Genomic DNA, 20,862 nt, shown 5'->3' on the forward strand with positions numbered 1-20,862 from the left:
GCATATTTACCGAACGTGAACCGGAACCGACTAAGGCGGGAGTCTGCGCGATTCGCAGACGCACGGCGGTCGATTATGCCAGAACCGCTGTGTGCTATTTGCACCGCCTCCGGCGGCGCGGGCTTCGGCCCCCTTGGTCCCTGTTTTCCGCACTCGACACTCGCGGCTGCGCCGCATCGCATCGAGCACGGAAAACAGGGACGGGCCGAAGCCTCCAAGGGCCTCGCTGAACTCGGCACCACGTTTGGCCAGGTTCCGAGTCCCGCAAGACCGCTCGCGAATGGCCGGCGCAGTAATTGGCCGACCATTCGCGACACTCATTCGTCCAGGGCTCCCGGGGCAGTCTTGGAGACCTGCATCAGGAATTCCAGGTTGTTCTTGCTCTTCTTCAACCGGTCGATCAGCAGATCGATGGCCTGGTGCGAATCCAGGCCCGACAGGACACGGCGCAGCTTGTGCAGGACCGCGGCCTCGTCGACGTTGAGCAGCAGTTCGTCCTTACGGGTACCGGACGGGTTGACGTCCACCGCGGGGAACACGCGCCGCTCGGCGATCTTGCGGTCGAGCTTGAGCTCGGCGTTGCCGGTGCCCTTGAACTCCTCGAAGATCACCGTGTCACCGGTCGAACCGGTTTCCACCATGGCGGTGGCGATGATCGTCAGCGAGCCGCCGTTCTCGATATTGCGCGCCGCGCCGAGGAACCGCTTGGGCGGGTACAGCGCGGTGGAATCGACACCACCGGACAGGATGCGTCCGGAGGCCGGCGAGGAGTTGTTGTACGCACGGCCCAGGCGGGTGATCGAGTCGAGCAGGACCACCACGTCCTTACCCATTTCGACCAGGCGCTTGGCCCGTTCGATGGCCAGTTCGGCGACCGAGGTGTGATCGGACGGCGGCCGGTCGAAGGTGGAGGCGATGACCTCACCCTTCACCGAACGCTGCATATCGGTGACCTCTTCGGGACGTTCGTCGACCAGCACAACCATGAGGTAGCACTCGGGGTTGTTGATCGCGATCGCATTGGCGATGTCCTGCATGATCGTGGTCTTACCGGCCTTCGGCGGCGACACGATCAGGGCACGCTGCCCCTTACCGATGGGCATGATCAGGTCGATGACCCGGGTGGTCAGCTTGTTCGGCGTCGTTTCCAGGCGCAGCCGCTGATTGGGGTACAGCGGGGTGAGCTTGTTGAAATCGGGCCGCCGTTTCGCCGAATCCACCTCGGCGCCGTTGACCGTGTCCAGGCGCACCAGCGGATCGAACTTCTGCCGCTGATTGGACTGTTCACCCTCACGCGGGGCCCGCACCGCACCGGTGATCGCGTCACCGCGGCGCAGGCCGTTCTTGCGGACCAGGTTCATCGAGACGTAGACGTCGTTCGGCCCGGCCAGGTAGCCGGAGGTACGCACGAACGCGTAGTTGTCCAGGACATCGAGGATGCCCGCGACCGGCTGCAGAACGTCGTCTTCCCGGATCTCGGGCTCGCGGGCCTCGCCGCCGCCCTCGCGGTCGCGGCCACGGCGACGCTCGCGGAACCGGCGACCCCGGCGACCGCGGCCGCCTTCTTCGTCGTCGCCACCGCGGTTACCGTCACCGCCCCGGTTACCACCGGAGCCACGCTGATCGCCCTGGTTCTGCTGACCGCCCTGGTTCCGGTCACGCCGGCGTTCGCCCTGGTCGGAGTCCTTGGTGTCCTGTTTGGACTCGGACTTGCCGCCGTCGGACTTGGCCTCGTCGGTGCGCGCCTCGCCGGAATCGCCGGAGCTCTTGCCCTGCTGATCGCGACCGCGCCGCTGCCGGCCGCGGCCACGCTGGCCGGAATCCCGGCCGGTGTCCTCGGTGTCGGCGGATCTGGTCTCGGGCTTGGCGTCGGCCTTGGTATCCCCCTTGGCGTCGCCGGTGCCGGCCTTCGACGTGTCGGCCTTCCCGGCCTCCGCGGTGCCGTTGGCATTCGCCGCACCGTTGGTGGCGGCCTGCTTCTCGGCGCCCTTGATATCGCCGGACGCCTTATCGGCGCCGGTGGAGGCACGATCGTTCGCGGTCCGAGCGGGCGCGGGCGCCTCGGCCGGAGCGGCGGCGGGCGCAGCAGCAGCCGTGGTGGCCGCGGCCGCGGCGGGCTCCGCGGACTTACGTTCCTTGGCAGCCTTCGCGCGGGAGTTGCGCTCCGCGGCGGCGGGTCTGCCGGCCTGATTTTCCTTGATAGCAGCGATGAGATCACCCTTGCGCATACCGGAGGTGCCCCGAATTCCGAGTTCCCCTGCCAGTGCGCGCAACTGCGGCAACAACATTCCAGTCAGCCCCGATCCGATGTCGGTGTTTTCGCTCATCTTCGAAATCTGTCCGGAGTCACTTTCGCGGTTGCCCGAGGGTACGGAGTCGGATTCCACCCCGGGTGTCGCGAGCAGGTCCGTATCTGTCACGGAGATCCTTTCCTTCCCTCGATGGCCGTGTGCTGTGTCGAGGGTTTCGTTCCGTAGCCCGATCTCGCTGCCGGACTCGGATTTGTAGCCGTATCGCCTGCCCCTCCGGGACCGGGTGCTTCGCCACCGAGGAAAATGGTGGAAGAGATCATTCCAGTTCAGAGGCTGCGCGGCACCCCCATGGCATGGAGGCTCGAGCCTGGAGCCTGCTGGAGCGATTGCCCTGATGAAGCACCGGCGTCTGATGCGCGCGATGTACGGACTTGCCCAGGATAGCGGGCAACTACGAACCTCGGCAAGGCGGACGCGCCCGTCAGGCGATCCGGACGCCTTCCGCGAGGCCGGGCTCGAGTACCCGCAGCCCGTCCGCCGCGGCACGCGCACGCAGTTCGTCGGGGAAAGCGCTGGTCCCGAGTGCGAGCACCGTGGGGCCGGCGCCCGAAACGGTAGCCGCGATTCCGGCGGCCCGCAAGCGGTCGATCCAGGCGGTCGTCAGCGGCAGGGCGGGTGCGCGCTGAGTTTGGTGCAGCCGGTCCGCGGTGGCCGGGAGCAGCAGATCGGGGCGCTGGGTCAGCGCGACCACCGCCAGCGCGGCCCGGCTCACATTGAACGCGGCGTCGCGATGCGGGATCAGCTCGGGCAGCAGGCCCCGGGTTTGCGCCGTGGAAGAGCGCTCGTCGGGGACCAGAACGACCGGTCGCAGGCCGGCGTGCCCGTCGAGGCGGACGGCGCGGTAGATCCGCTGTGGCGCAGCGATATCACCGATGGCCTCGGGGCCCGGGCCGGTTTCGGTCCAGGAGACGACGATACCGCCGAGCACGCTGGCCGCCGCATTGTCGGGATGTCCCTCGAATTCGGCGGCGAGCTGCACCATCCGGTCGGCGTCGACGGCCAGGGCCGGGTCGAATTCGGCAGCCAGCGCACAGCCCGCGGCAATACCGCCGACCACGGCCGCCGCCGAGGAACCCAGCCCGCGGGAGTGCGGGATCGCGTTCCGGCACAGCACCTCCAGGCCGTCGGTCCAGACCCCGGCCGATTCCAGTCCGCGTTCGATGGCGCGGACCACCAGATGCTGTGGCCCCCAGGGCACCTCGTCGGCGCCCTCGCCCTCGACCCGGATATCCAGTCCGGAATCGGTGCTGCGCACCTCGATCTCGTCGTAGATGCCCAGCGCCATCCCCAGCGAATCGAAACCGGGGCCGAGATTCGCGCTGGATGCGGGGACCCGGACCGTGACGGTGAGCCCGGCCGGCAGGGTGGGAGCGGTGAGCCGGCTCTCGCGCGTATCCAAGATCAGGCCAGTTCGAGTCGGGCGGCGACGGCCACCGGGTCGACCGCGATGGCCTGGACCTCGGGCATACCGAGCAGAGCGGTATCGGGATCCTTGAGACCGTTACCGGTGACCGTGCAGACCACCTTCAGCCCGGGCTCGAGCCAGCCGTCGCTGCGGGCGGCCAGCACTCCGGCGACACTTGCCGCGGAGGCCGGTTCGACGAATACGCCTTCCTTGGCCGCAACCAGCCGGTATGCCTCCAGGATCTCGTCGTCGGTGGCCGCGCGGAACGCGCCACCGGACTCCTCCTTGGCCGCGACCGCACCGTTCCACGAGGCGGGCGCGCCGATCCGGATGGCGGTCGCGATGGTTTCCGGTTCCTTCACCGGGGCACCGTTGACCAGCGGGGCCGCCCCGGCGGCCTGCACGCCCAGCATGCGCGGCAGTGAACCCGTCACGCCGTCGGCGTGGTATTCGCGATAGCCACGCCAGTAGGCGGTGATATTGCCGGCGTTACCCACCGGCAGCGCGTGCACATCGGGGGCGGTGCCGAGCACATCGCAGATCTCGAACGAGGCCGTTTTCTGGCCTTCGATCCGCGCCGGGTTCACCGAGTTGACCAGGCCGATCGCCGGGAAATCGGAGGTGACCTTACGGGCCAGCTCCAGGCAGTCGTCGAAATTGCCCTCGACCTGGATCACCTTGGCGCCGAGCATCACGGCCTGGGCGAGTTTCCCCATGGCGATCTTGCCCTGCGGGATGAGCACCGCGCAGGTCATCCCGGCGCGGGTCGCGTAGGCGGCGGCCGAGGCCGAGGTATTGCCGGTGGAGGCGCACAGCACCGCCTGCTGACCCCGGTATTTGGCGTCGGTCATCGCCATGGTCATACCCCGGTCCTTGAACGAACCGGTCGGGTTGGCACCCTCGACCTTGAGATAAACCTCGCACCCGGTGAGTTCGGACAGGTACGGGGCGGGCACCAGCGGGGTGCCACCCTCGAACAGGGTGACCGGCTCCCAGTCGGCCGCACCCGCGAGCCGATCCCGGTAGGCGGCGATCAGCCCGGGCCAGCGGGAGTGCACGCCGGATTGCGGGGCCACGCCGGAAGGCCCGCCCACCGCCCCGCGCCGCGATGCTGTTGTCATTCTTCGGTGCCTTCCAATCTCAGAACGCTGGTGACAGATGTGACGGATTCCATATCCGCGAGGGCGGCCACGGTTTCGGCCAGCGCCGACTCCGTCGCCAGGTGGGTGACGACGACGAGCCGTGCCCGGTCATCGTGCCCTTCCTGCCGGACGGTGGAAATACTGACCCCGTGCTCGGCGAATTTACCCGCCACCCGGGCCAGCACACCGGGACGGTCCTCGACCTTCAGATTCACGTGGTACCGGGTGGGTGTATCGCCCATCGGCGCGATCGGCAGCGCCGCGTAGACCGATTCTCCGGGAGCGCGGCCGCCGAAGAATTTGTTGCGCGCGGCCATCACCAGATCACCCAGGACCGCCGAGGCGGTAGGTGCACCGCCGGCGCCCTGGCCGTAGAACATCAGCCGGCCGGCGTTCTCGGCCTCCACGACCACCGCGTTGAACGCCCCGCTGACCGTGGCCAGCGGATGTTTGCGCGGGATCAGCGCCGGATAGACCCGCACCGAAACGCGTTCCTTACCGCCCTCGGCCGGGCTCGGCTCTCCGGGTCCGGCCGGTACCCGCTCGCAGATCGCGAGCAGTTTCACGGCGCAGTTCACCGCGGAGGCGGTTTCCAGGTCCTCGGAGGTGATCGTCGAGATGCCCTGCCGGAACACATCGGCGGCCGTGACCCGGGTGTGGAAGGCGAGGGAGGCGAGGATGGCCGCCTTGGCGGCGGCGTCGTAGCCCTCGACATCGGCGGTCGGATCTGCTTCGGCGTAACCGAGGCGGGTGGCTTCGGCGAGGGTCTCGCCGTAATCCGCGCCGGTTTCGTCCATCGCGGACAGGATGAAATTGGTGGTGCCGTTGACGATGCCGACCACCCGGTTGACCCGGTCGCCGGACAGCGACTGGATCAGCGGCCGCACCACCGGGATCGCCCCGGCGACCGCGGCCTCGAAGTAGAGATCGGCGCGGCTGCGCTCGGCCGCGGCGGCCAGCTCCCCGGTGTAATCGGCCAGCAGCGCCTTATTGGCGGTGACCACGGACTTACCGGCATTGAGCGCAGCCAGGATGAGCGCGCGCGCCGGGTCGATACCGCCGATGACCTCGACCACTACGTCCACATCGGACCGGGCGACCAACTCTTCGGCGTCAGTGGTCAGCAGTTCGGCGGGCAGGCCACGGTCCCGGTCGAGGTTGCGGACCGCGACCCCGCGCAGGGTCACGGGTGCGCCGACCCGCGCCTGCAGATCGTCGGCATGCTCGCGCAGAATCCGCACGACCTCGCTGCCCACATTGCCCATACCCAGTACCGCGACCCCGATGGGCCGATCCGGGCCCCACTGGCCCGGTACGACATCGTTCACCGCGGGCACGCTCACCTCGGGCATATTCGCCCCTTTCGTCGCGTCCATCAGACCTCCAGACCGAGCAGATCGTCGATCGTTTCCCGGCGCAGGATCAGCCGTGCCGTACCGTCTGCGACAGCGACGACAGCGGGTCTGGTCAGCATGTTGTACCGGCTCGACATGGAATAGCAGTAGGCTCCCGTCCCGGCCACGGCGACGAGGTCGCCGGGCCCGGCGTCGGCGGGCAGCCAGGTGTCGCGGATGATGATATCGCCGCTCTCGCAATGCTTTCCGACGACGCGGGCGACCACCGGCTCGGCCTGCGAACCCCGCGAGACGAGCTGGCAGTGGTAATCGGCCTGGTACAACGCGGGGCGGATATTGTCGCTCATCCCGCCGTCGACGCTCACATAGCGGCGGCGCAGGCCACCGTCGAGGGATACGTCCTTGATGGTGCCGATCTCGTACAGGGTCACCGTGCCCGGTCCAGCGATCGCGCGGCCCGGTTCGACCGCGATCCGCGGAACGGGCAACCCGGCCAGTTCGGCTTCCCGCGCGACCAGAACCCGCAGTTTCTCGGCGAAAGCGTCCAGCGGTGGCGGGGTGTCCGAGGGCAGATACGAAATGCCGAGCCCGCCGCCGAGGTCGAGCAGGGATATCTGCGCGGTGCGTTCGACACCGAAGGTGTCGACGGCCTCCCGCAGCAGCCCGAGCATCCGGTGCGCCGCGATTTCGAAACCGTCGATTTCGAAGATCTGCGAGCCGATATGGCTGTGCAGGCCGACCAGGCGCAGGTTGTCGGCTTCGAAGACCCGGGCCAATGCCTCCATGGCGTCACCGCCGGCGATGGAGAAACCGAATTTCTGGTCCTCGTGGGCGGTGGAAATGTATTCGTGGGTATGCGCCTCGACCCCGACGGTCACGCGGACCAGCACATCCTGCACCACCCCCGCCGCGCCGGCGACGGCTTCCAGCCGGTCGATCTCGAACAGCGAATCGACCACCACATGCCCGGCCCCCGCCGCGACGGCGGCCTCGAGTTCGCCGACGGATTTGTTGTTGCCGTGCACCGCGATACGTTCGGCGGGGAACCCGGCGTGCAGCGCGACCGCCAGTTCACCACCGGAGGCCACGTCCAGCGACAGGCCCTCGTCGCGGACCCACCGCGCCACCTCGCCGCACAGAAAAGCCTTGGAGGCGTAGTGAACTCGCGAATCGGACCCGAACGCGCGCACCATATCGCGGCAGCGGGACCGGAAATCGTCCTCGTCCACCACGAACAGCGGGGTGCCGAACTTCGCGGCGAGTTCGGTGACCGGTATACCCCCGAGGCGCACCACATCGTCGGCGTCGCGGGTGGCGCCGCGCGGCCACACGTTCTCGGGCAGATCGATCATCTCCCGCGGACCCGCCGGGCGCTGCGGCAGATTCGGCGCATGCGGGATATCGGCGTGCCGAGGCCCGGCCGGATGGACACTCATCGGTCTCCCTTCCTCACCCACTGCCGGAACAGTCGGTCGTTGCGATGGTGGGTGGCGGTCACATCCGCTCCGGTGCGGTGACGCCGAGCAGGGCCAGCCCGTTGGCGAGCACCTGCCGGGTGGCATTGGCCAGGACCAGCCGGGCGGCGTTGACCGGGCTCACGGGTTCGTCGCCCATCGGCAGCACCCGCAGGGCCTTGTTGGACTGGAACGGATGGTAGGCGCCGGCCAATTCCTCCAGGTAGCGGGCGATGCGATGCGGTTCGCGCAGGGTGGCCGCGCTCGCCACCACCCGGGGGAACTCACCGAGGGTCCGGATGAGCGCACCTTCGAGATCGGAGTCCAGCAGCGCGAAATCCGGTGCCACCTTGTCGTATTCGAACTCGGCGGCGTTGCGTGCGATCGACGCCGCGCGGGCGTGCGCGTACTGCACGTAGTAGACCGGATTGACGCTTTCCTGTTTCGTCCACAGGTCCAGGTCGATATCGATACCCGAGTTCACCGAACTGCGCACCAGCGAATAGCGGGCGGCGTCCACGCCGATGGCCTCCACCAGATCATCCAGGGTGACCACGGTGCCGGCGCGTTTACTCATCCGCACCGCGACACCGTCGCGCAGCAGATTCACCATCTGCCCGATGAGCACCTCGACACTGTCGGGGTCGTCGCCGAACGCCGCGGCGGCGGCCTTCAACCGGCCGATATACCCGTGATGGTCGGCGCCGAGCATATAAATGCACAGGTCGAAGCCACGCGACCGCTTGTTCTGCAGGTACGCGATATCGCCGGCGATATAGGCGGCATGGCCGTCGCTCTTGATGACCACCCGGTCCTGATCGTCACCGTATTCGGAGCTCTTGATCCACCAGGCGCCGTCCTTCGGGTACAGGTCGCCGGAGTTCTTCAGCGTTTCCACCGCGCGTTCCACCGCACCCGAGGCGAACAGCGAACTCTCGTTGAAATACACATCGAAATCGGTGCCGAATTCGTGCAGCGTTTTCTTGATATGGGCGAACATGAGTTCCACGCCCTCGGCGCGGAACAGTTCGATACGCCGCTCGGGGTCGAGGTCGAGCACTCCGGGATGCGCGGAAACGACCTGGTCGGCGATTTCGGCGATATAGGCGCCCGCGTATCCGTTCTCCGGCGTGGGCGCACCGGTGGCGGCCGCCACCAGCGATTCGGCGAACCGGGTGATCTGCGCGCCGTGATCGTTGAAGTAGTACTCGCGGGTGACCTCGGCGCCCTGCGCGGCGAGAATACGGCCCAATGCGTCGCCGACGGCCGCCCAGCGCGTACCCCCCAGATGCACGGGACCGGTCGGGTTCGCGGAGACGAACTCCAGATTGATCTTGGTACCGGCCAGCGCGTCCGCGGTGCCGTAATTCACACCGGCGGTCAGCACCTGCTGCAGGATCACGCCCTGCGCCGACGCCGCCAGCCGGATGTTCAGGAAGCCCGGACCGGCCACTTCCGCGCTCGCCACAGCCGATGTATCGCCGAGCGCTTCGGCCAGCCAGCCCGCCAGCTCACGCGGATTCGCACCCGCCTTCTTGGCGACCCGCATCGCTACATTGGTGCTGTAGTCACCGTGTTCGGGATTCCGCGGACGCTCCACATCGACCTTGTCGGGCAGGACCGCGGGGTCCAGTCCGCGTTCGGCGAGTACCTTCGCGGCCGTCGCGTGAAGGAGATCTGCAAGGTCGGCTGGAGTCACGAGTCTCTATCCTATGGTCCGAGTGGGTGCGCGCCGCGAGTGGGCACCGCAGCAATGCACTGTTCATCACGTGGGAAAGAGCTAGGACCGGTATGCCGAACAGGACCAGCGCCAAATCGGCGAAAGCCGTCAAGGCAGCGGGCAAAGTCGCTCCCGCCCGGGCGGGCGGCGGTAAAAAAGGGAACAAACCACCGCTCATGCAGCGTATCCCGTGGCTCACGGTGGGCGCTGTGGTGGTGCTCATCGCGCTCGTCGGGGCGCTGGCGGCGAGCCTGCTCCCGAAATATCAGGAGCAGGCCGCGCTACGCGAACGGCAGGAGCACGTCCGGCAGCTGCGCGAATCGCTGGGCCAGCAGTTCGCGCCGACCGAACAGAACCAGGACCCCTCCACGCAGATCCAGGGCGTGGCGACACAGGAATACCCGGCGGGTCTGCATGTCGACGCCACCCAGCGCGTCGCCTACGACAAGACGCCGGCGTTCGGCGGCCCGCACGACGCGTCCTGGGCCGACTGTATGGGCACCGTCTACGACACTGCGATCCGTGAGGAGAACGCCGTCCACTCGCTGGAACACGGCGCGGTGTGGATCACCTACAACCCCGAGAAGGTCGACGAGGACGGGGTCGACACGCTGAAGGCCTGGGTGGACGGCGAGCAGTACATGCTCATGTCCCCATACCCCGATCAGGAAGCGCCCATTTCGCTGCAGTCGTGGGGGCACCAGCTCACCGTGCCGGACGCCGAGGACGAGCGGATCGGCCAGTTCGTCACGGCACTGCGCCTGAACAACTACGCCTACCCGGAGGTCGGCGCCAGCTGTTCCAACCCGACCTTCGGTACCGAGAACCCGCCGGCCTACGACCCGAGCGAGCCGGGTCCCGACGCGGTGCCGATGGACGGCGGCGGTATCCAGCCCGACCAGAGCGAGATGGGCGGCGCACCGGGCGGACTGCCCGGTGGACTGCCCGGCGGTATTCCGGCCATCCCGGGGATGCCGGGCACACTGCCGCAACAGCAGCAGGCGCCGATCGGTGCACAGCCGGAGCCCGGGGCCGGGCAGTAATGCCGGACACCGAGACCGCCGCGGAGGAAGCGCAGCCGGCACGCGGCTGGCGCACACAGGTGCGCGCGCAACGTGTCCCGCTGCTGATCATCGGTGCCATCGCCCTGCTCGTAGCCGGGTTCGGCGCCGGTGTCCTGCTGGCGCCGGATACCACCGGCGACGCCAGTCCGGCCGGCCCGGTGGATATCGGGTTCGCGCAGGATATGTCGGCGCATCACGCGCAGGCCGTGGAGATGTCCGGTATCGCGCTGAACGGTTCCACCGACCCCGACGTCCGGCGGCTGGCCTTCGACATTCTCACCACCCAGCAGGGTCAGATCGGACGGATGCAGGGCTGGCTGCAGATGTGGGATGCACCGGCGAGCACCACCGGCGAACCTATGACGTGGATGCCGCAGGAAGAGCACGGCGGTCACGGTCACGACCACGGCGGTGCGGGGACGGCCGCGATGCCGGGCATGGCCACGTCCGACGAACTCCGGCAACTGCGCGCCGCCCGGGGCGCGCAGCTGGACACACTGTTCCTGCAACTGATGCTGCGGCACCACCAGGGCGGGGTCCCGATGCTCGAATACGGCGCCGAACACGCCGAGACCACGGAGATCAAAACACTCGCCGGTCAGATGCTGCCCGCCCAGGAGGGCGAATCCAGGTTGATGACCAAAATGCTCGCCGACCGCGGCGCCCAACCGCTACCGTTCGGATGAGCCGCCACCATACGTTTTGGCCCTACCGCGGCTGATGCGTTACGCTGTGGTCCGCCCGATCGACCGGACTTCCGGACCTTCGGGTGGATCCCCGCCCTCGTAGCTCAGGGGATAGAGCGTCTGCCTCCGGAGCAGAAGGCCGCAGGTTCGATTCCTGCCGAGGGCACACACGAGAAAGCTCCTGACCAGGCGATTCCGGTCAGGAGCTTTTCTCGTTCCTATCGCCGGCCGGCGTCGATGACACAACCTCGCGTATGGCAGCAAGCAACCACCGGCAGGCCCCGGATCACCGCTTGGCCAACCGGACGACCGGGTACTCGCGATCGGATTTCTGCTGATACTTCGCGTAGCGCGGCTGCTGTGCGGTGATGCGCTGCCACGCCTGAGCACGATCGTCACCGGCGAGACGATGTGGTGTCACGGGCACGGCCGGGCTGCCGTGCAATTCGGCCGCCGCCTGCTCGGGATTGGCCATCAGGTTCGCGTACCAGTCGGGATCCCGTTTACCACCGCCCGAGGCCACCAGCAGCCATCCGTCGTCATCGGGGAACCAGGTGATCGGTGTTTCCCGTGGTTCCCCGCTCCGGCGGCCGGTCGTATGCAGTATCAGCAGATCCATACCCAGGTATTTGCCGCCCTTGCGGCGGACCTTGGCGGTGGTTCGCGCGTTCATCTTCCGCTGGAACCACAAGGAGAGCGCGCTGGGCGACCCTTTCTTGTGTCCGCCCTGTTTCTGCTCCTGCGACATACACCAACCTCCCTCTCGGTCACTTTTGTCCGGTGCCACCGATCCGCTGGGACCGGCCTGTTGTGAACGACGCTAGTCGCGCCGCGATGACCAGCGCTTCTCGATTCCTGACCGGGTCGCGACCCGGCGCGCACGCGAGCCGGCGCCCGGCACCGGCCGGGTGTTTGTCATAGTCTTCCGGTGGTATCGAGGGGGCCCGGCATGCGTGGGGATCGGAGCACACTTTGACGAACTGCTGCGGCCCGTCGCGTCGCACCGTACTGGGCGCACTCGGTCTCGCCGCACTGCTTCCCGTGGCCGGGCGGGCCATCGCACAGCCGGGCCCGGTTCTCGCCACCGATCTGGAAGTCGTCACCGTGACCGATACCTCCGCGGTGCTCACCTGGACCACCCGGGCACCCGACGCGGCGGGCCGGCCGGTTCCGGTACCCACCGACGGCGAGGTGTGGCTGGCTCCCGTCGACAGTTCGCGACCACCCCGGCAGGTCTGGGGTTCCGACGGCACGACCCCGTTCCACTACGCGCAGGTCGACGGTCTCGAACCGGGGCGCACGTACCGTTTCGAAGCCCGCGGCGCCGGAGTGCGGGCGACACCGGCGGTTTCGGCGGCCACAGGCCTACCTGGTAGTCCGGAAACCAGCGGAACCTTCACCACCCTCGTCCCCCCGCCCGGCCGGTTGCTGCGAACCCTGGCTCTGGCCAACGATATCCACTACGGCGAAACAGTCAGCGGTTTGGTGGTGGGTGATCTCCCGCCCGGTTTCCGGCAGGAGCCCGGCCTGCCACCGTATCCGCAGGTGATGCTGGATGCCCTGCTCGACGATCTGCGTCGCGCCGATCGTGGCGCCGCTACCCTGCTGCTGGCCGGCGATCTGAGCGCCGAGGCCGCGCCGGAGGACCTCCGCGCGGTACGCGACCGGCTCGACCACTGGGGCAGCGCAGGTACCGACTACCTCGCCGTGCGCGGCAACCACGACCGCCCGCATACGGGCGGCGAATACGCCGGCTGTCCGGCCGTTCCCGGTACCGCCGGGCACCATGATTGCTGGAGCGATGTTTTCGGGCCGCGGCAACAGCTGGTCGAATACGAACTGGGCGGTTTGCGGCTGCTCGGTCTCGACACCAGCGCGCTCGACGGATCCGGCGGAGTGCTCGATCCCCCGCAGTTCGACCGGATGAGCGAATTGCTGCGCAACGAACCAGACCGTCCCACAATTGTTTTCGGTCACCACCCGGTCACCGCCGAGGCAGGCCTGACCAATACCGGCGGCCCCGGATTCATCCTGGACCGTGCGCACGCCCTGCGGCTCCAGCAACTGTACGAAAGAGCGCCCGGCGTTTTCCTGCAGCACAGCGGACATACGCACCGCACCCGCCGAACCCGGCCCGATACCGCCTGTGCTGTCGAATTCCTGGAGGTCGCAGCGGTCAAGGAGTATCCCGGCGGTTACAGCCTGCTGCGGATCTACGAGGGCGGGTACACAGTGAACTTCTACAAAACCCGCACCCCGGATGCCCGCCGCTGGAGCACCCTGACCCGCGGCGAGTACTTCGGACTACTCCCCGATTACGCCCTGGGCACCTTTGCCGACCGCAATCACGTTGTACTGCGCGATTTCTCGGGGTTGCGCTGACGCCGAACCGCGGCCGGAGCCGGGAACGAATCCCGGCCCCGGCCGACTCGAGCGAGCGGCGGGAATCGAACCCGCGTGAACGGCTTTGCAGACCGTTGCCTCAACCACTCAGCCACGCCCGCGTGACCAGGTGATCATCATCGCTGGTGCCCCGCCACGCGAACCAGGATTCGGATCACGCGGATCGCAATCGGCGCGCGCGGCGAGGATCGGCGATCGCGGAACCGGCCGGACAGCGACCTGCCGAGCGAACCATGCGGGCTGTGCCGAACGAACGTTGCGGGCCGTGTCGAGCCAAGCGTGCGGACCGTACCGAACGAACATTGCCGGCCGTGCTGAACGAACGTTGCGGGCCGTGCCGAGCGATGCGTGCAGGCGGTGGCGAGGTCCCCGCGAACCGTCCGCGCCGGGCCGCGCGGTGGAATCGGCTCCCGGCGCGCCGTGCGATGATCGAACACATGTCTCGTCCCCGGCCGCTACCTCTGGACCCGATACAAGAGGCCCATCGTCAATGGGTCGGCCACGGCTGGGGTGCGGTCGCCGACGGGATGGCGGCCGTGACCTCACTGGTCCGCGCCCAGCAGATCGTGATGGCCCGGGTGGACGAGGCGCTGCGGCCGACCGGGCTCACCTTCTCGCGCTACGAGCTGCTGCAGTTGCTGAACTTCAGCACCACCGGCGCGCTGCCGATGGCGGTGGCCAGTGCGCGGTTGCAGGTCCATCCGACCAGCGTCACCAATTCGGTGGACCGGCTCGAGGCCGCGGGACTGGTGAACCGGGTACCGCATCCGAACGACCGGCGCGCGACCCTGATCGAGATCACCGACGCGGGGCGTTCGCTGGTCGCCGAGGCCACCGAATACCTCAACGAGCGGGTGTTCGCCCGCCCGGAACTTCCGCCGGACCGGTTGCGGACGCTGCTGCAGTTGCTGGCCGAGTTCCGGCATACCGCGGGCGACTTCGACACCGGCGAGGAACCGGCCCGCTGGAACGAACCCTGAGCTCCGGCGGGGTGCGCGCGGGGCCGGCAAACAATGGGCAGTGAACATACCGGTCGGCCCTGTACGCCCGATCGGTAGCAAACGAATAACGGCCAGGCACCCGATCAGCAAATTTCTCGGTGATTCGGCTTGGCATCCCCGGCCGCACAGCGCACCATATGTTTATGGTGCTGGTGCTCGGGGTATCGGTGGGCTCCTCGGGAGCGCGCGCCGTTCTCACCCATTCCGATCAACCGCACCTCCCGCCGATCGACCGCTGTCATATCCCCCGCCCGGCCGGTGCACCCGTGATCGACCCGGTGCTCACCGCGGTCCGGCGGATGCATACCGCGGCCCGCGATCGTGACGAGTACATCACCGGCACCGCCGTGACCTGCCGGGACCACACACAGGTCGAACTGGTCGGTGAGGCCCTGGGCACCGGCCGGGTCACCCTGGTGGACGAGCCGCTGGCCCAGCTCCGGTACCTGCGGTTCACCGAACAACTACCGGTATCGGGTTCGGTGATGCTGTTCGACCTGGGAGCGTCCGGGCTCACCCTGACGCAGGTGGACTGCCGCACCGATTCGGTGATCGCCGCCGCCCAGTGCCCCGGCCTCGGCGGCGACACCTACGACCAACTCTTGTGCGAATGGCTCGACCGGGCGGGCGTGTTCACCGACGAAGCCGCCGCCGGCCGATACCGGGAAGCGCTGAGCAGCGCCCGGGTGGTCACCGCGGCCGATCCCGGCACCGCCGAACGCGCGGTGATCACCCGCAGCGATCTCACCGACCTCTGCGCCGAACCCGTGGCGGAGGCCGCCGGCCTGATCCGGCGGGTCAGCGAACGATCCGAGACTCCGGCCGAAACCGTCGCCCTGCTCGGCGGCTGCGCCCGCAATCCGGGGCTCCGCACCCGGCTGGCCGAACTGCTCGACCTCCCGCTGGTCTGCGACCGGGAACCGGAGTATGTCTCGGCGCGCGGGGCGCTGCTGTTCGCGGCCCAGCGGCCGGCCGCCGCAACCCGTACCGCGCATATCCGGGCGGGAGGTCAGGTGGTGCCGCTGAGCCCCCCGGTGACCGGCCGGCGCAAGGTGTATGCGGCGGCGGCCGTCACCATCGGCCTGGGCGCCACCGTGGCCGGTCTGCTCACCGCACAGAACGGTACGGCGCAACCGGCCGGCAGCACCTACGTACCGACCGACGTTCTCGACGCCCCGCCCGAGCCCTGACGAGCTCGGGCCGCGACCGGATCAGCGGTTGGTGAATTCGGCGGTCCGCTTGTCCACGAACGCCGCCATCCCTTCCTTCTGGTCCGCGGTGGCGAACAGCGAGTGGAACACCCGCCGCTCGAACCGGAGTCCCTCGCTCAGGGTGGTTTCGAAAGACCGGTTCACGGCTTCCTTGGCGATCATGGCGACCGGAAGCGACATCGACGCGATGGTGCCGGCGACCTCGAGCGCGGTATCGAGCAGTTCCGCGGCGGGCACGATGCGCGATACCAGCCCGGCGCGTTCGGCTTCCTCGACATCCATATTGCGGCCGGTGAGCACCAGGTCCATGGCCTTGGCCTTACCGATCGCGCGGGTGAGCCGCTGCGAACCACCGATACCCGGGATAACGCCCAGCTTGATCTCCGGCTGCCCGAACTTGGCGGTATCGGCGGCGATCAGCAGATCGCAGATCATGGCCAGTTCACACCCGCCCCCCAGGGCGTACCCGCCCACGGCGGCGATGGTCGGCTTGCGGAACTGGGCCAGCCGCTCCCACCGCGCGAAGTAGTCGTCCATGAACATGTCCATATAGGACTTGGGCTGCATCTCCTTGATATCGGCACCGGCGGCGAAGGCGCGGTCCGATCCGGTGATCACCACCGCACCGATCTCGTCATCGCGTTCGAGTTCGTCGAGGGCCGCGACCACATCGTCGAGGACCTGCGCGTTCAGTGCGTTCAGCGCCTTGGGCCGGTTCAGCGTGATGAGGCCGACCTTGTCCTTACGCTCCAGCAGAATCGTCTCGAAGTCGGTCACAGCACATCCTCTTCGTCGAAACGGTTACGAATATCGGTGACGATACCGTTCGGGTCCGATGGGTCGCGGCGGCAGTCCCGGCCCGGCAGATCACCGGCGCCGGTCATTCGCCGCTCGCCAGCCGGTGCACGATGTCGCCGATCCAGCCGTCGATCCAGCCGGTCAACTGGCGGTGGTCCATTCCGGTGACCGTCTGCCGCTCCCCGGCCGAGCGGATCAGGTACCGCCCGTCGCCCGGCAGGTCACGCCACAGCGCGGAGGTCTGGGTGATACCCGGTAGCCGGAAATGCAGCCGGCTCTGCAGCACCCGCAGGTATCCGGTGCCGGTCGCGGGAGTTCCGAAGAACGCCCTGCTGTCCGCCACCGCGGTATCGATGCCCGGCTCCGAACCGGACTCCACCGTGAACTCGGGTCGCGAACCCGCGCCCGCGGCCGGTAGCAACCCCGTCACCGCCGGTGCCAATTCCGCGACGGGGCATTCGATTACGTCGAAACCTCTACTGTGCTGGGTTGTTTCCCCGATGCGCTGCCGCAGGACGTAGCCCCGCGAGCCCTGGCGGACCGCGTGCACGTAGGTGCACGATTCCGGCGCTCGCGGGTCGCGTTCGTCCCAGCCGCGGGCCACCACGATCACGTCCGGCCGGGAGATCGCACCGGCCATCTCCTCGAACGCGTGATCCGCGCGAGCATCCAGTGTCCGGCGCGCATCCTCCCGGGCGGCAGCATAGGCGTCCGCTGACCGGATCCGGCTGGTAAATGTGAACGGTTTGGGTAGCTTGCCGCGGCGGAACTCATCGCAGAGGACCTTGAACTCGATATCGGTGAACCGCCATCGGCGCGCGGCCTCCGGTGCCTCGGCGAAAATATCGCGCGTTCGGCCCGGCGCGGCCGTCACTCGTCCTCCCGGTTCCATTCCAACCGCGACATCACGAACGCGACCTGCTCGCCGACCCACCTCACCATCTCGTCGGTACCCGATCCCGCCACCACCGGCGCCGGGTGATCCAGCGGGATCACATAGCGGCCGTCGGCCGGCAGATCACGCCACAACACCCCCATATCGATCCGGCCGCGCGGACCGAATTTCGAGCGCCCCTGATACACCCGGATATACCCGCTACGGGTGGCCGGGGTTTCGAAGAAAGCCTTGGCTCGATAGGTGTCGTCGTCCTCGGGTTCGTCGTTGTCCGACACCATCGAAATGTTCGGCGCGAAACCATTTTCACCGCCGGACTCCGACGAGCTCTGTGGGACCGGGATATCCGGCAACCGACCGGATCTCGCGAAAGGCAGGCCGGCGAGCACCGCGTCCCCCAGCGAATCCGGATGGCACGCGGTGACGTCGAAACCCCCACTGTGTGCCATCGTCTCCCCCGGCCGCTGCGAGATCAGGTAGCCACGGGCGCCGCGGCGTACTGCCAGCATGCGGGTCCGGTCGGCCGGGTTGTCGAAATCGCCGTCGGTCCAGGCTTGCGCTGCGACGTAGACATCCGGTTTGTCCAGCGCTTTGCCGAGTTCGTCCAGATCCGCATCGGCCAGCCGCAGCAATCGCCCCCGAATATCCGACTTCGCCATGTCGTAGTCGTTCTCCCACCGGATCCGGCTGGTGAACGTGAAGGGACGCGGCAGGCGCGGCTGGCCGTGCTTCTCACACAGCACCTTGAATTCCAGGTCGGTGAGCTCCCAGCTGCGGTTCACGGTTCGATCACCGGTTTCACCCGATCCGGGACATCCCAGGCCTCATCCAGGTTCTCCCGGCCCTGGAGATACTTCGCCGGTTTGTACTCGTTGTTCTGACCGCCCGCGCTGCCGGCACCCGCGCCGGGCGCTCCACCCATCGGTGCACCGCCCATCGGATGGGATGATCCCGTCGGTGACTGGTAGCCGCCGGCGGTCTCCATCCCGGGGCCCGCCAGTGCCGCCCGGGGGAACAATTGCGAGCTCTGCGGTTCCGGGTAGGGCGAGAGCGGCGGCGCAACAGCACCCGCCGGCACGCCCGCACCCCCACCGGCCCCGCCACCGCCGAGCGCGCCGGCCAGCTGATCCAGTTGCTCGCGCGCCGGATCCAGCATGCCTTGTAGATGCTGTTGCAGCTGGGCCGGATCGAGCATTCGAGCCAGCTCTTCCATCCCGGGAAGCCCGTTACCGAGCTGGGTGAATGCCTGGATGCCCTGGGTGAGCAGATTGGACAGGATACCCAGCGGGTCCTGGCCGGCGGCGCTGGATCCGCCGGCGCCGGTGCTCGAAGCACCGGAGTCGCCGCCGCCCGCACCGCCCTCACCGGTCACCGATTCGAGCAGGTCACCGGCCGAAGAATCCTCGCCGAACAGCGTTTCCGCCGAACCGTACGGCGAATTCTCGTCGTACAGCGACGACAGCGGCGTGTTCTTCAACTCTTCCGGCATTTCGTCCAGCGGTATACCGGTGAGTTCGGACAGGGCATCGGCCAGACTGGGGTCGCCCGAACCGTCCGACGCCGTGATCTTGCGATTCTTCAGCGATTCCGGCAGCTGGGACTCCGGGATGCCGGTGAGTTTGCTGAGAATATCGGCGGCCGTGGGGTTCTTCGGCATCTTGCCGCCTCCCGACGCGCCGAGCCCACCGCCGGAGGATCCGTGCTCACTACCGCCCCCGGAGGAACCGGAGCCACCCAGGCCGCCGCCACCGGACGACCCGTAACCACTCCGGCCGGGACCGAGGCTGCTGCTGTTTCCGCCGAGACCTGATCCCGAAGAACCGCCCATGAATTCCTCGGCCGAGGGAATGTCGGGTATCGAGGGAATCTGCGACCCGGTTCCCCCGCCGCCCTGCGAACCGCCTCCACCGGATTTCCCGGAGGACCCGGCCGGGCTCGACTGACCCGAAGACAGATTGGGGATCGACGACGGGCTCGAACCCGACCCACCCGAACCCAGCCCAGCACGCGAACCGGACCCACCGGGACCGGAACCCACACCACCACCGGTCGGACCGCCGGAACCGGAGCTACCGCCCGACCCGCTACCGGACCCCGCTCCGCCGCCGTAGCCCGAGCCGCTTTCGCCCTGCTCGTTCTGCGCGTCTTCGTAGCCCTTCTCATAGCCGTCGTCGTACCCATCTTGGTAGTCACTACCGGAACCGGAACCGGAACCACTACCGGAACTGGCGCCACTACCAGAGCCATCGCCACTACCGGAACCATCGCCACTCCCGGAACCGCCACCACTACCGGAACCGCCACCACTACCGGAACCATCGCCACTCCCGGAACCGCCACCACTACCAGAGCCATCGCCACTACCGGAACCGCCACCACTACCGGAACCATCGCCCTTGCCGCTGCCTGCATCCTTGGTGACCGGACCGTCCAGCAGCGGCATACTCTCCGCCGTGTTTTTCATACCCGTGAGATACGTCTTCTCGAGGGCGTCGCGGAAGTTGTTGGTGAGGTTGTCGCAGCCGTATTCCGTATCCGTATCCGCAGGCATGACTTTCTTGGTCTCGTGCAACCAACGCGCCGTGTAATCGAGCAGTTTGCTCACCTGGACGATCGAGGTGAACAACGGATCCATATTCTCCTGGTAGGCCGTGACGGCATTGGCCGCGCCCTCGGCACCCGAGCCCGTCCATGACCGGTTCAAGGCCGCGATACCGTCCACGAATGTGGACAGCTTGGTATCGAGGTCGGTACCGAAAGACATCCAGGTGGCCGCATTGTCCATCACCGGTTGCGCCTGGATGGCCTGGCCCAGGTCGTACATCTCCTGGAGCGTCACCGAGTCCTTGGCCTCCACGGTCACCACGGATCCCGGATCCTTATCCGGGAAATCCTTGATCGTCGAGGGGAATTCGGTGGTGGATACGCTCTCGAAACCCTGATTATCGGCCGTGGCCTCACCGAGGTCGGTGCCGTCGGTGCTCGGCTTGTACGACTGCGGGTTACCCGGGAACTTCACCTCACCGAGGCCTTTGAAGGCATCCGCGGAATCCGTTTCGGCATTGTCGTAGGCTTTGCCGGCGGCGATGAACAAATCGCCCAGTTCGCGCACGATCTTGGCATGTTCGTTGAGGACGGTGCTGAGCCGGGTGGCTTTCTTACTGAAGACCTCGGCGAGTTCCCGACCGGAATTGAGCGTGCCGAACGGCGAGAGATCGTTCAGGCCGACCTGCGCAACGGCATCCGCCATACCCAGCAGATCATCGTGCAGATCGGCGGCGGCCTGGGCACTTTTCAGCGCGTCGGCCGGCACGAACTCCAGTTTGCCGCCGGTCACCTGGCCCGTCAGCCCTGTGATGAGTCCCGGATCGAGAGGCATAAGAGTCACCTTTGTCTATCGGAAGTACAGCCTCGCC

16 protein-coding genes and 2 tRNA genes are annotated in these 20,862 nt (G+C 67.7%); 6 read left to right on the forward strand and 12 right to left on the reverse strand.

Translation table 11 applies throughout. The annotated features are described in order from the left end of the window. Positions 1-317: 317 nt before the first annotated feature. The 6 genes from rho to argS form a co-directional block, all read right to left on the reverse strand. Positions 318-2,327, reverse strand: a complete 2,010-nt coding sequence (rho, locus tag ACFWPH_RS23360) for a transcription termination factor Rho (RefSeq protein WP_378754269.1) — start codon at positions 2,325-2,327, stop codon at positions 318-320. Positions 2,328-2,733: 406 nt separating this feature from the next. Next, positions 2,734-3,711, reverse strand: a complete 978-nt coding sequence (thrB, locus tag ACFWPH_RS23365) for a homoserine kinase (protein ID WP_378754270.1) — start codon at positions 3,709-3,711, stop codon at positions 2,734-2,736. 2 nt (positions 3,712-3,713) lie between these two features. Further along, positions 3,714-4,775 (reverse strand): threonine synthase, encoded by a 1,062-nt coding sequence (thrC, locus tag ACFWPH_RS23370; RefSeq protein ID WP_378754486.1) that lies wholly within the window; start codon positions 4,773-4,775, stop codon positions 3,714-3,716. 59 nt (positions 4,776-4,834) lie between these two features. After that, positions 4,835-6,211: a homoserine dehydrogenase gene (locus ACFWPH_RS23375; RefSeq protein ID WP_378754487.1), complete on the reverse strand. Its 1,377-nt coding sequence runs from the start codon at positions 6,209-6,211 to the stop codon at positions 4,835-4,837. Between the two features lie 23 nt (positions 6,212-6,234). Next, on the reverse strand, positions 6,235-7,650 hold the full coding sequence (gene lysA, locus ACFWPH_RS23380) for a diaminopimelate decarboxylase (protein ID WP_378754271.1): 1,416 nt from the start codon (positions 7,648-7,650) through the stop codon (positions 6,235-6,237). Between the two features lie 58 nt (positions 7,651-7,708). Next, the gene (gene argS / locus ACFWPH_RS23385) at positions 7,709-9,367 is read right to left on the reverse strand and encodes an arginine--tRNA ligase (RefSeq protein ID WP_378754272.1); all 1,659 of its coding nucleotides are present in this window, start codon (positions 9,365-9,367) and stop codon (positions 7,709-7,711) included. 92 nt (positions 9,368-9,459) lie between these two features. On the opposite strand from argS, the gene ACFWPH_RS23390 reads away from it, so the two are divergent. The 3 genes from ACFWPH_RS23390 to ACFWPH_RS23400 all read left to right on the forward strand — a co-directional run bounded on the left by ACFWPH_RS23390 (position 9,460) and on the right by ACFWPH_RS23400 (position 11,304). Continuing rightward, positions 9,460-10,431 carry a DUF3105 domain-containing protein gene (locus ACFWPH_RS23390; protein WP_378754273.1) on the forward strand — a complete coding sequence of 324 codons (972 nt, stop codon included), beginning with the start codon at positions 9,460-9,462 and terminating at the stop codon, positions 10,429-10,431. Beyond that, positions 10,431-11,138: a DUF305 domain-containing protein gene (locus ACFWPH_RS23395; protein WP_378754274.1), complete on the forward strand. Its 708-nt coding sequence runs from the start codon at positions 10,431-10,433 to the stop codon at positions 11,136-11,138. The genes ACFWPH_RS23390 and ACFWPH_RS23395 overlap by 1 nt, the downstream gene beginning before the upstream one ends. Before the next feature lie 93 nt (positions 11,139-11,231). Further along, positions 11,232-11,304: transfer RNA gene (locus tag ACFWPH_RS23400), tRNA-Arg, on the forward strand. Between the two features lie 120 nt (positions 11,305-11,424). Here ACFWPH_RS23400 and ACFWPH_RS23405 read toward each other — a convergent pair. Beyond that, positions 11,425-11,886 (reverse strand): nitroreductase family deazaflavin-dependent oxidoreductase, encoded by a 462-nt coding sequence (locus tag ACFWPH_RS23405; RefSeq protein ID WP_378754275.1) that lies wholly within the window; start codon positions 11,884-11,886, stop codon positions 11,425-11,427. Between the two features lie 224 nt (positions 11,887-12,110). Here ACFWPH_RS23405 and ACFWPH_RS23410 point away from each other — a divergent pair, with 224 nt between their 5' ends. After that, positions 12,111-13,520 carry a metallophosphoesterase gene (locus ACFWPH_RS23410; RefSeq protein ID WP_378754276.1) on the forward strand — a complete coding sequence of 470 codons (1,410 nt, stop codon included), beginning with the start codon at positions 12,111-12,113 and terminating at the stop codon, positions 13,518-13,520. 50 nt (positions 13,521-13,570) lie between these two features. On the opposite strand, the gene ACFWPH_RS23415 is transcribed toward ACFWPH_RS23410, so the two are convergent. Beyond that, positions 13,571-13,642, reverse strand: a tRNA-Cys gene (locus ACFWPH_RS23415). A 336-nt stretch (positions 13,643-13,978) separates the two neighbouring features. Between ACFWPH_RS23415 and ACFWPH_RS23420 the strand changes: the two genes are divergently transcribed. Together ACFWPH_RS23420 and ACFWPH_RS23425 are read left to right on the forward strand one after the other, a co-directional pair. Then, entirely contained in the window at positions 13,979-14,521 is a 543-nt protein-coding gene (locus tag ACFWPH_RS23420) for a MarR family winged helix-turn-helix transcriptional regulator (protein ID WP_068041684.1), read from the forward strand. 164 nt (positions 14,522-14,685) lie between these two features. Next, positions 14,686-15,732, forward strand: coding sequence for a hypothetical protein (locus ACFWPH_RS23425; RefSeq protein WP_378754277.1), 1,047 nt, complete (start codon positions 14,686-14,688; stop codon positions 15,730-15,732). Positions 15,733-15,753: 21 nt separating this feature from the next. On the opposite strand, the gene ACFWPH_RS23430 is transcribed toward ACFWPH_RS23425, so the two are convergent. The 4 genes from ACFWPH_RS23430 to ACFWPH_RS23445 all read right to left on the reverse strand — a co-directional run bounded on the left by ACFWPH_RS23430 (position 15,754) and on the right by ACFWPH_RS23445 (position 20,825). Beyond that, on the reverse strand, positions 15,754-16,530 hold the full coding sequence (locus tag ACFWPH_RS23430; protein ID WP_378754278.1) for an enoyl-CoA hydratase: 777 nt from the start codon (positions 16,528-16,530) through the stop codon (positions 15,754-15,756). A gap of 103 nt (positions 16,531-16,633) precedes the next feature. Further along, entirely contained in the window at positions 16,634-17,425 is a 792-nt protein-coding gene (locus tag ACFWPH_RS23435; RefSeq protein WP_378754279.1) for an ESX secretion-associated protein EspG, read from the reverse strand. Next, positions 17,422-18,228, reverse strand: a complete 807-nt coding sequence (locus ACFWPH_RS23440) for an ESX secretion-associated protein EspG (protein ID WP_378754280.1) — start codon at positions 18,226-18,228, stop codon at positions 17,422-17,424. The genes ACFWPH_RS23435 and ACFWPH_RS23440 overlap by 4 nt, the downstream gene beginning before the upstream one ends. After that, positions 18,225-20,825 carry a hypothetical protein gene (locus ACFWPH_RS23445; RefSeq protein WP_378754281.1) on the reverse strand — a complete coding sequence of 867 codons (2,601 nt, stop codon included), beginning with the start codon at positions 20,823-20,825 and terminating at the stop codon, positions 18,225-18,227. The genes ACFWPH_RS23440 and ACFWPH_RS23445 overlap by 4 nt, the downstream gene beginning before the upstream one ends. Between the last annotated feature and the right edge of the window lie 37 nt (positions 20,826-20,862).

The organism is Nocardia sp. NPDC058499 (assembly GCF_042719915.1).
Classification (GTDB): Bacteria; Actinomycetota; Actinomycetes; order Mycobacteriales; family Mycobacteriaceae; genus Nocardia.